The 14373-nt window shown below is 34.5% G+C and carries 10 protein-coding genes and 4 tRNA genes; 5 read left to right on the forward strand and 9 right to left on the reverse strand.

The window, feature by feature from the left end; translation table 11 throughout:
* The 3 genes from ACO5GE_RS04510 to ACO5GE_RS04520 form a co-directional block, all read left to right on the forward strand.
* Positions 1-1426: leucyl aminopeptidase (locus ACO5GE_RS04510; protein WP_484829738.1), on the forward strand; the 1426-nt coding region annotated here is incomplete at its 5' end.
* A 192-nt stretch (positions 1427-1618) separates the two neighbouring features.
* On the forward strand, positions 1619-1906 hold the full coding sequence (locus ACO5GE_RS04515; RefSeq protein WP_484829739.1) for a hypothetical protein: 288 nt from the start codon (positions 1619-1621) through the stop codon (positions 1904-1906).
* 517 nt (positions 1907-2423) lie between these two features.
* Positions 2424-3323, forward strand: a complete 900-nt coding sequence (locus tag ACO5GE_RS04520; protein WP_484829740.1) for a YihY/virulence factor BrkB family protein — start codon at positions 2424-2426, stop codon at positions 3321-3323.
* 358 nt (positions 3324-3681) lie between these two features.
* On the opposite strand, the gene ACO5GE_RS04525 is transcribed toward ACO5GE_RS04520, so the two are convergent.
* From ACO5GE_RS04525 to ACO5GE_RS04540, 4 genes are all read right to left on the reverse strand, one after another.
* Complete coding sequence (locus ACO5GE_RS04525; RefSeq protein ID WP_484829741.1) at positions 3682-5049, reverse strand: YjiH family protein; 1368 nt, start codon at positions 5047-5049, stop codon at positions 3682-3684.
* Between the two features lie 156 nt (positions 5050-5205).
* Positions 5206-7362, reverse strand: coding sequence for a Tex family protein (locus ACO5GE_RS04530; RefSeq protein WP_484829742.1), 2157 nt, complete (start codon positions 7360-7362; stop codon positions 5206-5208).
* A 148-nt stretch (positions 7363-7510) separates the two neighbouring features.
* Complete coding sequence (locus tag ACO5GE_RS04535) at positions 7511-8377, reverse strand: radical SAM protein (RefSeq protein WP_484829743.1); 867 nt, start codon at positions 8375-8377, stop codon at positions 7511-7513.
* A gap of 338 nt (positions 8378-8715) precedes the next feature.
* Complete coding sequence (locus ACO5GE_RS04540) at positions 8716-10161, reverse strand: hypothetical protein (protein WP_484829744.1); 1446 nt, start codon at positions 10159-10161, stop codon at positions 8716-8718.
* Positions 10162-10523: 362 nt separating this feature from the next.
* On the opposite strand from ACO5GE_RS04540, the gene ACO5GE_RS04545 reads away from it, so the two are divergent.
* On the forward strand, positions 10524-11750 hold the full coding sequence (locus ACO5GE_RS04545) for an NlpC/P60 family protein (protein ID WP_484829745.1): 1227 nt from the start codon (positions 10524-10526) through the stop codon (positions 11748-11750).
* Positions 11751-12061: 311 nt separating this feature from the next.
* Entirely contained in the window at positions 12062-12952 is an 891-nt protein-coding gene (locus tag ACO5GE_RS04550) for a polysaccharide deacetylase family protein (protein WP_484829746.1), read from the forward strand.
* Positions 12953-13400: 448 nt separating this feature from the next.
* On the opposite strand, the gene ACO5GE_RS04555 is transcribed toward ACO5GE_RS04550, so the two are convergent.
* The 5 genes from ACO5GE_RS04555 to ACO5GE_RS04575 all read right to left on the reverse strand — a co-directional run bounded on the left by ACO5GE_RS04555 (position 13401) and on the right by ACO5GE_RS04575 (position 14283).
* On the reverse strand, positions 13401-13733 hold the full coding sequence (locus ACO5GE_RS04555; RefSeq protein WP_484829747.1) for a hypothetical protein: 333 nt from the start codon (positions 13731-13733) through the stop codon (positions 13401-13403).
* 154 nt (positions 13734-13887) lie between these two features.
* Positions 13888-13962, reverse strand: a tRNA-Trp gene (locus ACO5GE_RS04560).
* A 57-nt stretch (positions 13963-14019) separates the two neighbouring features.
* Positions 14020-14096: transfer RNA gene (locus ACO5GE_RS04565), tRNA-Ile, on the reverse strand.
* A gap of 6 nt (positions 14097-14102) precedes the next feature.
* Positions 14103-14179, reverse strand: a tRNA-Pro gene (locus ACO5GE_RS04570).
* A 13-nt stretch (positions 14180-14192) separates the two neighbouring features.
* Positions 14193-14283: transfer RNA gene (locus tag ACO5GE_RS04575), tRNA-Ser, on the reverse strand.
* Positions 14284-14373: the final 90 nt, after the last annotated feature.

Here is a 14373-nt window from a genome sequence, read left to right on the forward strand (position 1 = left end):
AAAATACAATGGAATCATCGTTCCTTGTTTCGAAGGACAACAACCCTCTTTGGAAGCATTTTCACAACAAACGGCAACTTATTTGAAAGCAAATGAATTTGAGGGAAAATATGAAAGCAATGCTATGTTTTCAATTCCGGTAGAAGAAAAACTAGTACAATACCTATTTGTGGGACTTGGAAAAAAAGAAGAACTGACCGTTGAAAGGGCAATGTCCGTCATTGGAGGTTCCGTTAAAACTTTATCTAAAAAAGAACTTGCTTCCGTTGCTGTATCATTTGCAGAAATCGAGGAATCCTTCTTGACAGAACATTTTGTGCTTTCTGTTGTAAAAGCTTGCTCTCTTGCTTGCTATCAATTTGACAAATTTATGGAGAAAGAAAGAGAAAAACAAAAAATAGAAACTCTAACTTACATTCTTCCACAATCTCATGCACAAGCAGTGGAAAAAGGAGTTTCTATTTCAGAAGACATCACTCTTGCAAGACTTCTTGTGGATGAGCCTGCAAATTTAATGAAACCAAGACATGTTGCTGAAGCAGCAATCAAAGTATGTGAAAAAGCAGGAATTGAAATTAAAGTATTCGAAAAAGAAGAAATTGAAAAAATGAATATGAACGCATTCTTAAGCGTAGCGAAAGGTTCTGATGAAGAGCCAAGATTGATTGTTATGAAATACAACGGAAATCCGGATTCTGATGAAATCGTAGCTCTTGTTGGAAAAGGTCTAACCTATGACAGTGGTGGATACTCTATCAAACCAACCAACTCCATGATGACCATGAAGGGTGATATGGGTGGTTCTGCAGCAGTAATCGGTGCTATGTCCGCAATTGCGAAAGAATCTCCAAAAATCAACGTTGTCGGTATTATTGCTGCTTGTGAAAATATGATTTCAGGTAAAGCATATCTTCCTGGAGATATTTTGACTTCCATGAGTGGAAAAACCATCGAGATTGTAAATACGGATGCAGAAGGAAGACTTACTCTTGCCGATGCAATCACTTATGCAATTCAAAAGGAAAATGCAACAAAAATAGTTGATATTTGTACCCTAACAGGTGCAGTAGTAGTTGCACTTGGTGAAGATTATGCCGGTGTTATCACAAGAGAAGATTCTCTTTGGGAAGATATCCAAGCTTCTGCAAAAACAGCAACAGAATCTATCTGGAGAATGCCGATTGATAAGAACTTTGAAAAGAAAAATAAATCAACCATCGCAGATATCAAAAACTCCGGTGGAAGATGGGGTGGTTGTTCCAGTGCAGGAGCATTTGTCGGCGCCTTCACAGAAGGAAAACCTTGGATTCATGTCGATATAGCAGGAAGCGCTTATATAGAATCTGAAAAACCTTACTTTACGGCAGGAGCAACCGGTTCAGGCGTGCATTTACTGACTGAACTTGTAAAACACTGGGCAAAATAAATATTGAAATCAGACTTTGAACAAAAAATTTTTTACCGGAGATAGTATCCTATCACTTTCTCCGGTTTTTATTTTTTAGAAAATTTATATTCTTCCTATAATAAAGCTCTTCTATTTGACTTGTATAAAAAGGTATGCTATAATTATCGTTAGTTATTTATAATAAAATATTTTATATAGGAGGGCTTTTTTATGAATAATGATATGAATCTATATGATAACAAAGTGTATATCGAAAATGATGATTACGCTCCTGTCGTAACAATGAAGGACTGGGCTATTACATTTTTATTGCTATGTATCCCAATTGCAAACTTTATTTTGCCATTTGTTTGGGCGTTCGGATCTGATGTAAATCCAAGTAAGAAAAACTATTTTAGAGTACTATTAATCTTTATGGCAATCGGACTATTCGTTTCTATTGTATTCTCAGCTGCCCTAGGAAGTTTAATTGCTTCATCTGTTCAACAACAATACTAATCGAAGAAAACTACGATGTTCATGTTCTTGATTTCATCGTAGTTTTTTTGTTTTTAAAACATAAGTTTTGATAAAAATGGAACTTAACAAGGATGATGTTATAATAAACAGAATAAGTAATAATAAATCTTCATAGAATTTTCATTACTCTGATGAATATCCGGTATATTGGAATAATCCATTAACACTTTTGTTCTATAACCCTGTAATTCCCGTCCAGTTGATTAAAAAATCATAATCTATTTATCCGTCACATTCTTCAAGTAAGTGAAATACATAAACGATGAAGTCTTAATATATAGTCAATCTCACACAATGAAAACACAACTCTAACAAACTACTAACAGGATTTAATAATCTAACAATCCAAATGTTCATATATAACACATCAACAAATCAATTTGAAATTCTGTATTTTGTGGTATGATATAGAAAGAAAGATATTTTCTAAACGCTTTCTCATCAAAATCATCTATTCTAAACTCGAAATAGCAATAGATACAGAAAGGATATTTTTATGAAAAGGATTCAACATGTTACAGATGTTCTACAACCCAAACCAAACGACCATATTTTATTGTATAGTGCCAAATGTCTTGCAAAACGATATGTAGCGGACAACTTATCACAACTTGGTGGACAACTTGCCTATTTTTTTATTTTATCCCTCTTTCCCTTCTTAATAGCCGTCAATGGAATACTGGGTAAGTTTAACTTAAATATCCAAAGTCAATTAGGGCACTTGTCTCATTTTTTTCCGGACAATATTATCTATGTCTTGCAGCAGTATCTTTCACACTTATCTCACAGTAATCCCAATAGAATGTTTCTTATCAGTATGATGGTAATGATTTGGATGGCAACTTCCGCTGTGCGTTCCTTACTTTTCTCTTTAAATCATGCATTTCGAAGCGAAAAACCTCTATCCCTCGAGAAACAGCTTGCCAGTTTTCCCTTGGTTGTATTGATGATTCTATTTATTTTTCTCTCTCTCATCTTTTCTTCTATCGGTAAAAATGCATGTGAAGCAGTATTGCGTTTTTTTAAGTTAAGTCAAGATTGGACTGTTATTTGGCAAATTATTCGTTGGATTATTCCGTTCTTCGGTGTTGTAACCATTGTATTCTTACTTTACAATATTATCCCTGATCGAAACTTTCCGAGAAAATACACTATCATCGGTGCATTGTTTTCCGTAACTTTATGGATTGTTACATCTATGATTCTTTCTTTTTATATCTCTAATTTTGGTCGATACTCTATTATATATGGTTCTCTCGGTGCCATCATCATTATGCTGCTGTTCTTGTATTGGAGTGGAATCATCATTGTATTAGGTGGAGAATTATCACATATTTTAGCAATGCGTTCTCAAAAAAGATTTGAGTACGATGTAGATAAAAAATTCCTAGAATAGCATTTAACATAGCACCATGAAAAAGATTTGTATGTTTTGGAAATACTATAACAAAAAAAACTGCTATATCCTTTTCTTTTTAAGTACATATAGCAGTTTTTACACATTCTTTTTCTTCAACAAAAAAACAGGTTTTCGGAACTTCTTCCGAAACCTGTTTTTAATTTTATAAGTAACAACAACGACTAAAACCTATTACTCATTTTCGGTATCCATCAATACTACCTCTAACCTGTGTGTGATGCTATGATACTTCGTTTATCAATCATCCATTCAAGTTTAGGTGTATATGATTCCATCAGTATTATAATTTACATATTCTAGACTAAGTGTCTTTTCTATCTTTTTAAGAAAATCATTAGAATATCATATGTGCAACCGGACAGACAATTAACAAACTGATAATTGTTCTTTCCAAGAAAATTACAAACAAATCTAAGAAGTTTACAGGAAGTTTAGAACCTAGAATCAATCCACCAACTTCAGATAAATAAATCAACTGTGTTACTGAAATAACTGCAATGATGAATTTTGTCATCGGAGATGTGATATTTGCTGCTGCAATTACAGATGGTGTAAACATATCGGTAAATCCGACAATCATTGTTTTAGATGCTTCTGCAGCTTCAGGAACTTGTAAGAGATTTAGCAATGGTAAGAATGGTTTTCCTAAGATGGAAAATACTTCTGTATGATTTGCTAGCAACAACGCAATAGGTCCAATTGCAATTACAACAGGAAGTACACCAAACCACATGCCTGCAGCATTTTTGATTCCATTACGGAAGAATTCGCCAACACCGTTATGTTCAGCAACTCTCTTTAATGCCAGGTGCATACCATATTCAAAAGAAGAGTTAAATTCGGAAGGAATATTCTCAGGAATTGCTCTTCCTTCCACTAAATAGGTGTCTTTTTTCATAGAAAGAGGTGGTATTCTTGGGCAGATAATTGCACAAACCACTCCTATTAAACAGATAAGTAAATAATATACTCCGAAGTATTCCATCAAGTTAACTTGAGCAAGAACTACGATACTGAATGTAATTGAAACTGCAGAGAATGTTGTGGCAATAATGGACGCCTCTCTTGCAGAATAATATCCTCCTTCATATTGGTTACAGGTCAACATAACTCCAAGTGTACCGTCCCCAATCCAAGAAGTAAAGCAGTCTACTGCAGCACGTCCCGGAATTTTGAACAAAGGACGCATAACCTTGGTCAATAATGCTCCTACAAACTCCAATAATCCAAAATCCAATAACAATGGTAATAATAATCCTGCAATCGCAAAGATGATAACAAGCACCGTCAAAAGGTCTGACAGAATGAATGATCCTCCGTCAGCTTCTGTAATCATATGAATGAAACCTGTTTCTCCTTCTCCTGCTTGAACTCCCAAATAGATTAGCCAAATAAATACACATCCGACTACTCTAACTGCAACCCATACCGGAGTAGCTTCAAAGATTTCTTTTAACAATTCATTTTCTGCAATAAATTTCGGTTTTGCAAGCGACAATACTGACATAATTGCAGAGATAGTAACGATAACAACACATAGAATCGGAAGAATGCCTCCAATAAGACCACTAATGAAATCAGCTAAAATCTTTACAAAAATAGTCCATTCTCCCTGATATTTAATTGGTATCATAAATAATATAATTCCGATAATGGAAGGGACAAGAAACATTGCCTTCGACTGTTTACTATTGTTTGACATAAAAACCTCCTTACAATATCAATAATATAAAAAAAATACCATAAGAGGAGAGGATTTTTTTCCTCCTCTTATGATTTACTATACACGAAAATTCTACATAGTCAATACAAATTTTCCGGTTATTGAAAAATTAGAGGCTTTTAATATTCGGAATATTTAGTGTTTATTTAACCTTTTCATAGAAAGTCCTATTTTCCCTCTCTCACGATCGATTTTAATGACACGAACACTTACAATATCACCGATTCTGACAATATCCATAGGATGCTTTACAAATTTATCACTTAGCTCAGAGATGTGAACCAATCCATCACTCTTGAGTCCGATGTCTACAAATGCTCCAAAATCCAAGACATTACGAACTGTTCCCGTCAATACCATATCTTCTTTCAAATCATCCAATGTCATAATTTCTGACAAAAATTCAACAGGATTTCTTTTGGGGCGAATATCTCGTCCCGGTTTCCTAAGTTCTGACACAATATCTTTTAAGGTTGGGATTCCTACTTCCAACTGTGACGCTAATTGAGGAAAATCAATTTCTTCAAATTCTTTGGAAGTCTCTGCACTGTCGGTATTTAAATCATTAGAATCAATATGCAGACACTGTAATAAACCATACGCCTTATCATAACTCTCAGGATGCACTAATGTATTGTCCAACACTTCTGTTCCTCCCTTAATTCGAAGAAAACCTGCACATTGTTCAAAGGACGCCGGTCCCAGTCGTTTTACTTTCAACAGTTCTTTGCGATTATCAAATGCACCGTTTGTTTCTCTATACTCTATAATATTTTTTGCAATGGAAGGAGTAATTCCTGAAACATATCCCAACAAGGAGGAAGATGCTGTGTTTAAATCGATTCCAACCGTATTTACTGCATTTTCTACAACACCCTTCAACACTTCTAACAGCCTTCCTTGATTAACATCATGTTGGTATTGACCAACTCCGATATGTTCCGGAGAAATTTTAACCAGTTCTGCCAAAGGATCAGCCAATCTCCTTGCGATAGAAACTGCACCTCTCAACGATACGTTCATATCCGGAAATTCCTCTGTTCCCAATTTAGACGCTGAATAAACGGAAGCTCCCGCCTCATTGACAACAATATGGTGTACCTCTCTTTTGCTTTCTTTGATAATTTCTCTTACAATTTCCTCAGATTCTCTTGAAGCTGTTCCGTTTCCAATTGCAATTACGTCAATTTTATGTCGGTCAATCAGATTCAAAATAACTTTTTTGCTTTCCTGAACTTTGTTCTGTGGAGCAGTCGGATAGATGGTTGTCGTATCCAATACCTTACCGGTACAATCTATAACGGCGATTTTACAACCTGTTCGAAAGGCGGGATCCCAGCCTAAAATCGTCACATTCGGTAAGGTTCCTTGCAATAACAAATCTTTTAAGTTCTGACCAAATATGTCAATTGCTCTTTCTTCTGCCGTTTCTGTCATAGTAGAACGAAGTTCTCTCTCCAAGGATGGAAGAATCAATCTTTTTAATGCATCGTCTACAATTTTTTTCAAATAATCTTCATTGTGCTCAGTATGCACAATCTCTTCCATCAAAACAGACTTTATATGCTCTTCTTCATGGACATACTTTACTTTTAAGATGTCTTCTTTTTCTCCACGATTGATTGCCAAAATACGATGCGGAGGAATATCTTTTGCTTTTTCACTATACTCAAAGTACATGGAATAGGTTAAATATCCGTCTTTTTCTTCTGCATCCTTCTTTTGAGAAGTCTCAATCCTTGAAGTAGAAAACACAATGTTTCTGATTTTCTTTTTTCGTTCAAAATCTTCCGACAGTTGTTGTGCAATGATGTCCATCGCACCTTGTAACGCCTCTTCTTCTGTCAAAATTTCATTTTCTTCATTTACAAAACTCTTGGCTTGCAAAATAAGATTATCCTCACCCAATCTTATCATCTCAGAAAGTGGCTCCAACCCTTTTTCAATCGCAACGGATGCTCTGGTCTTTCTTTTTTTCTTATAAGGTTCATAGATATCCTCTACTTCCACCAAAGTTTTGGCCTCTTGTAATGCCGAAATAAGTTCCGCTGTCAACTTATTCTGTTCTTCGATAGCAGACTTTACCTGTTCTTTTCTATCTTCCAAATTTCTAAGATACTTCAATCGATCATAAAAATCACGCAATACTTCATCTGACATTTCACCGGTTGCCTCTTTTCGGTATCGTGCTATAAAAGGAATGGTATTACCTTCATCAATCAGATGAATAGCTCCTTCTACCTGTTTCTTCTTTAATCCAAACTCTTTTGCCAACTGTTCATAAAGATTCACAGTATCCTCCTTCACAGTAATCTTATACACAACTTATCCAACTGTTCTCATTCCTTACAAAAATAGGATAACCTTTCACACAACAGAATCTTTCGTGTTTTGTTTCGGTCATCCTAGTCTTGCGATTTTTTGGGTAAAATCAGCTTTTTTATAAAGTTCTGAAATACTCCGGTCTGAAATTGCATTCATCCATTGCTTTTTGTAACAATTGAATCATTTTTTCTCTATCTTGGTTCAATGTTCCATATAGATTAACATAGTTTGACACGTGATTACTTCTCAAAACTGTTCCCGGTGAATCAATGTTTTGTAACATCAACATAGATTCCATCATAATCTCTTCCGGTGTTAAAATGTGGAATTTGCCTTCTTCAAAGTCTTTTTTTAGCGGAGTATCGCCTCTCATAAACAAGGTCAACAACCCAATATATTCCGGATTCATTGCAGAGAATGCCTTTCCTGTTTCTATTGCATGCTCTCTCCAATATTCGATTCCACCCAAACCGGAAATAGCAGTCACAGAAACAGCAATTCCCGCCTCTTTTAACTTCAGACCGCATTCGATCGTTTCTGCAGCTGTCACATTCTTATTGATTTTTTTCAAAATAATGTCACTTCCGGACTCCAATCCGATATATCCGATTCCCAATCCTTTTTGATGTAACAATTTCAGTTCCTCTACGGTTTTGCTCTTAATGCTGTATGGTGAAGCATAAACAGCTACTCTTTCACATTCCGGAAAATTTTCTTGAATATGCTCCAAAATTTGAACTAATTGTTCCGTTTTCATAATCAGAGCATCTCCATCTGCCAAAAAAATTCTTCTCACATAAGGATAATAACTTCTTGCTTCTCTAAAATCTTGTAAAACATCTTCTACTTTGCGTATCTGAAACACTTTGTCTTTATACATATCGCAAAAGGTACATTTGTTATGGGAACATCCAATTGTCGCTTGCACAATCAAACTTCTTCCCTCACTTGGTGGTCTATATACTACTCCTGAATATCTCATCTATCTTCCCCCTCTTTTTCTATTACTCTAATGTATACCCCACTCCACATGAAATTTACATCATTCTTTATATTTTTATTCCTACTATGACTTTTCTTACTTTTTGTTTACAATAACGATACAACATCTTATTTCAATTCTGCCACATCACCATTCTAAACTCCGGCTTATCGCTTAATCAATTCATCTATTCCACATTCCAAATAAATAATGGAATCGATTGGACAGGTATTACAACTTCATGAAGTCCCATTCTCGTACGAATATAATTGTTAGAACCATAGACAAAATAGTCAAAAAATCGGTGAAGACTTTCACCGATTTTGAATCCTATCATTCTACTGTTCTTTAATTATCAATTCCCCACTCTTATTCACATAGAAATCATTGTGATTGATTAATAGAGTATACTCATTTTTATTTTGAACATGAAACTTTAGTTTAGCAGGTAAAATAGTTGTTTGTACAACTTCCTTTTCTCTTGTCTTCTGGTTGATACGTGTCGTTTCCTGTAAAGTCGGAGGCGAGAAAAATCTTGAGCTGCTCTCTGCCATATACATATCTAAAGTAACTGATTCCGGATTGTATAACATATCCAACTCTAACATTCCGGTTCCCTCTTCATATTTGAAATTTTCTATTACGACTTCCTGTCCTAAAATTTGATGTACTTGAGGATAAGTGCCTTGTTTTGACAATACTAGCTTATCCACACGACTATCGTTCAAAACAATATTATCAAATTGGAACGTATATATTTTTTGTTGATCTACATCAAAGTAATTGGACGGATTAAAATAGAAATGCATTTTTCCTTCAGGAGAATTTTGAAAAGCAAAACTTCTCTCCAATGCATAAACTTTTCCATCTGCAGCAATTAGCTTGCCACCCTCAAAAGTTTTTACAGAATATCCCTTTTCCAATGCGTTTCTTGTTGTCAATATCATCTGACTTGGTCCAACTATCAATTCATCTACAATAATCGAACCATATTCAGTAGGAATTTCCTGATTGATTGGATAGTGAATAGACGGTTTCAAGTCTTCTTCCGAGACATCAAGCATAACTTCCTTAAAAGGATGATGTGGGTATTGTGAGATACCTTCATAATCTACAAGGGTATCCAAATCACTATCATAGAAAGAAGAGGTAATGAGTAATTTTTGATTTTTTCGAATCAAAAATTTCAAATCATCAGATGTCAAAATTCCATCCAATTTATACACTACAACATTTTCCTCCTTAGTTGGAACTGCTTCATAAGAAACGGAAACTTCTTTACGTTTGTTAAAATCTAAAGAATCTACTAAAAATACTTTAAAATAAGCTCCCTTCATACGCATAGGAGGTTTCGTTTCCTGTAAAACAGACGATGTTCCTGTCGAATTTCCTTGATTTTGAGAGGTAATCTCTGCTTGTTTTTGAGATGTAGCATCAATTTGTTGTTGTTCGTCACTATTAGTGCTTGTAGAAGAATCCTTCTTTTCCTCCGGAACTGTCACTTTCGCTTCAACGTGAAGTCTTCCCTCTTCCACCGTCATATTATACAACTCCAAAGAGTAAGCACCTTGCTCTACTTTAACATCTTCTAATTTTGGATATTGGTGAGATAAAGCTTCCTCAATTCCGTCACGTTGTTCTTGTATTCCAAGAGAAAGTAAATTTTCCTTAACCAATTTCTCTTCCTGTTGCCAAGGTTTCAAAATAATAATTCCACTTACCACCACAACACATAGTGCTGCGATAATAATATTCCAAACCATTTTTTTTATTCGGTTGTCCATTTTTTACCACTTCTCCCTTTTCTTCTTTTCCTCCGTTATTATATCATTATTTCCGTTTTTTTCAAGACTTACAACTGATACAAATACAATACTTTTCTCTAGAAAAATGTCGCTTTATTTAAAAATACTTCTTCTTTTTTTATGTAAAATTTGTAAAACTTTTGTATTCATCCCTTCCAAACAATATATTGTAACTATTCATTTTATGCGATAAATATATTTTTAACAAATCCTATTTTTGTGGATTTGTAACTTAATTGTAATGTAATCCTAGTGTTTTATTGTTTTTATGTTATAATAAGACATGGTAAAGAATAGAAAAATATTGAAGTATGAACTAACATCGTATGGAGGATATTCTTATGAATTTTGATTATAAAAAAACGATAGTATCAATCTATCGTAATCCGGCACTATTGTTCACTATCGCCGTATCAATAGTATTATCAGGATTTTTGATAATTTATCAACCGGGCTTTGGATATCAAATTACAGCAAATGGAAATCCGGTTGGATTTGTAAAACATAAAAATGATATCAAACAGTTGTCAGCACAAGTGGATTCTATCTTAAGAGAGGAATGGGGCGACAACATTCAATATGACTTGGAGTTATCTCACAAAAAGGGAAGACTCGCCGGAGTGGAGCTTACCTCTGATGAACAATTACAACATAATGTAATTGACTCCATCGACGTATACAAATCTGCTTATCTTATTAAATCAAATACTGCTTTTGTAATGGCGGTTGATTCCAAAGAAACGGCAGAAAAAGTTCTCGAAAAAGTAAAAGAGCCTTATCTAAATAACAAGAAGAACGCAACAGTGGAGTTTGTTCAAGATGTAAAAATTATCGGAGAAGAATTGGTTCCGGTAGATAAGGTATATAATGAGCAAATCGCACTAAACTCCTTAAATCAGCCTAACTATCTTGCTTCAGCAACTCGTTCCAACTTAGTAAGAGGAAGTCTGAAACACAACAAAAAAACTTCTACAAAACCATTAGTAGATGTTCAAGTTACTTATGAAGAAACAGGAGTTATAGAAATTGAACCTTCCGTAGAAAAAAGAAAAAATTCTTCCATGACAGAAGGTCGCTCTAAAGTAGTATCAGAAGGTACTCCGGGAAAAAAAGAAGTACAACGAAAAGTAAAAATGATAAATGGTGAAATTGTTTCACAAGATGTTATCTTCCAAAAAGTAATTGTACCGGCAAAACCGAAAATTATTGAATATGGAACAAAACCTAAGGTTTCCGGTATTGTATCAACTGCCTATAACTATTTAGGTACACCTTATGTATGGGGTGGAACAAGTCCACGAGGATTTGACTGTAGTGGTTTTACATCCTATGTATTTAGAAAAAAAGGTATCTATCTACCAAGAACTTCTTATGAACAAGCTCATGTTGGAGAAAGAGTATCACGTTCCAATCTAAAACCTGGTGATTTGGTTTGTTTCCCTGGACACGTAGGAATCTACGTTGGAAATGATCAGTTTATTCATGCGCCACATCCGGGTTCTAGCGTTAAAATTGATACTTTAAGTTCACGAAGAAACTTTACTTGTGGAAGACGTGTTGGTTACTAAGCAAATGATACTTCCTATATAAAATTAGTCTAAATAAGTTTAAAATCAAAAAGCAGGTATTCTACTTAGAAAGAATAACTGCTTTTTATTTTCGATATCTTCTGCAATTGTGACATAATTGTAATATAGTAATAACAATCTCTATGATATAATAAATCTTGTTGATAGTTTTGAGCTCATTAGAAAACACAGACAGTTCGTAATTTATCATATAAATGATCTCCACTATCAACAATCAACATATTTAGTTTCACAGTTTAATAACAAGATTATTTAAACTTATTTTTTGTATTTAGGAGGACTTACTTATTATGAAACGAAAATTTTTACTATTGTTCACCGTATTTTTTATTATGATTCCGCAACTATCTTTTGCCAATGTGAATTATACAGGTGTTCCAATCCTGATGTATCACCACTTTACAACGGGTAATGATGTCAACTCTGCTACTGTATCTCAAGCAAATTTTGAGAGACAAATGAACTACTTATATGAAAATGGGTACACTACAATTCACCTTAGTCAATTAGAAGATTTCATCGATGCTAAAATTCAACTTCCGGCAAAAACAGTTGTTATCACAATGGATGACGGATATCGTAGTAACTATGAAATTGCATACCCTATTCTAAAAAAATACCATATGAGAGCAACACAGTTTCCAATCGTAGAAAACATAGGAACGCTATCTGAAACCACCAACTCTGCTCGTTTACCGCATTGTAGTGAGTCTGAAATGAAAGCAATGAGAGATGTATTCGACTTTCAATCACATACTTATAACACACATCATTTGACAGCTAATAAAAAATCCGCTCTTATCACAAAAAATTATAACGAAGTCTATGCAGATTTATCAAAAGCGTCTACTAGACTAGCAATGTTGGATTACCCACCATACGCATTCTCTTATCCTTATGGAGCATACAATGATACTGTAAAACAAGCCCTTAAAAATATCGGTGTCAGAATGGCAGTTACCGTTCGTCCCGGTAGAGTTACAAGACAATCAAATAAACTGGAACTCCCAAGATACAATATTTCCGGTACAATTAACTTTGAAGACTTCAAAAAAATTGTTTCAGAGGATCCTGATGATATTATTCAAGAATACATCACAAAAACTGGAACTCCTGTCGATAACAGTAACATCGTCAATATCACGACAGAAAAAAATCCTGAAACATATAATGTAAAATAATAACAATCTATTCTAATAAAAAACCATTCTCCTATATTCTAAAGAGAATGGTTTTTTTGTGCTACAATATTATACTTGTATCATACAACTCTATTTTTGAAATGATAAATTATTTTATAGCACCCTTTGCACTAAAAAAAATCCTATTTATTCAGATTATAAAACCTATCATAAATTATCATGCCAATATAATTGAATGGTATTGAAAACAAAAAAAGGAATTTATAAAGGTATTTGGATAGTAAGACTTACAAAAAGATTATCAAAGTATCAAAACAATGATTTAACGAGATATTTCAAATTAAATAAGTTATTATCATCAATATCATTGAAAGACTTTTCAATTTTATTCACATTTTACCACTTAAAGGATATACTTGTATCTTTCTCCGGTCGCATAATAAAACAAAATTTTTGCATTGATGCTGAAACACCTTCTACAATCTCCTTATCTTCTACTTAGATAATCAATCTTGTGACATGAAATAAAATCAATTTCTTCATTAACCCCTATGCTCCAAAAATTGATTGAATTATTCTGTGGTAGAATAACCTCCACCATCCCCTCCGTTTTCTCACTTAATTCTAAATCTATCTTATGTATCAAATGAGAATTACTCGTGGCTTTTTCTATATTTTTCAACGGGTACTGTGTTCCATTTATCATAACAATATTATTTTGTGGATATCCATAATCACCTTTTGGAAAAAACACCTCTTCCTTATTGTTCAACTTAATATGATTCCAGCAAGCTACAAACAGTATTATCATTGATATCATAAGTAATGCTATTGAAATCTTCTTATAAAATACTCATACATTTTTCTCTTCTTAAATGGCAGAATAAAATGGTTTATTCTTTCAATATACTACAAAAAATAATAAAAAAAGAACCTTCTCGAAACATTAAAATAACGTCCCAAAAAGGTTTTATTGGCAGGGGCGGCAGGATTTGAACCCACGGCATTCGGTTTTGGAGACCGACGTTCTACCACTGAACTACGCCCCTATGATGGTATTTACAAAAAAGTGAAAAGATACTATTTTTGTAGTATCTTTTATGTACTGGTGGGCTTAGCAAGACTCGAACTTGCGACCTCACGCTTATCAGGCGTGCGCTCTAACCTGCTGAGCTATAAGCCCATAAAATGGTCGAGGTGGAGGGACTCGAACCCCCGGCCCTCTGGTCCCAAACCAGATGCGCTACCAAACTGCGCTACACCTCGAGATTAAAAATACTGGCGGAGAAGGAGGGATTTGAACCCTCGCGTCCTTTAACAGACCTACTCCCTTAGCAGGGGAGCCTCTTCAGCCACTTGAGTACTTCTCCAATCATAACTCTTAAAAGCTGAACGTTGGTGACCCATCAGGGGCTCGAACCCTGGACACCCTGATTAAGAGTCAGGTGCTCTACCAACTG

This window comes from Filifactor sp., from assembly GCF_057248345.1.

Excerpts from the sequence above, each read along its gene's own strand:
- ACO5GE_RS04555 (WP_484829747.1), bottom strand. The coding sequence starts at position 13,733 with ATGATATCAATGATAATACTGTTTGTAGCTTGCTGGAATCATATTAAG.
- ACO5GE_RS04540 (WP_484829744.1), bottom strand. The coding sequence starts at position 10,161 with ATGGACAACCGAATAAAAAAAATGGTTTGGAATATTATTATCGCAGCA.
- ACO5GE_RS04515 (WP_484829739.1), top strand. The coding sequence starts at position 1,619 with ATGAATAATGATATGAATCTATATGATAACAAAGTGTATATCGAAAAT.
- ACO5GE_RS04550 (WP_484829746.1), top strand. The coding sequence starts at position 12,062 with ATGAAACGAAAATTTTTACTATTGTTCACCGTATTTTTTATTATGATT.
- ACO5GE_RS04525 (WP_484829741.1), bottom strand. The coding sequence starts at position 5,049 with ATGTCAAACAATAGTAAACAGTCGAAGGCAATGTTTCTTGTCCCTTCC.
- ACO5GE_RS04535 (WP_484829743.1), bottom strand. The coding sequence starts at position 8,377 with ATGAGATATTCAGGAGTAGTATATAGACCACCAAGTGAGGGAAGAAGT.
- ACO5GE_RS04520 (WP_484829740.1), top strand. The coding sequence starts at position 2,424 with ATGAAAAGGATTCAACATGTTACAGATGTTCTACAACCCAAACCAAAC.
- ACO5GE_RS04545 (WP_484829745.1), top strand. The coding sequence starts at position 10,524 with ATGAATTTTGATTATAAAAAAACGATAGTATCAATCTATCGTAATCCG.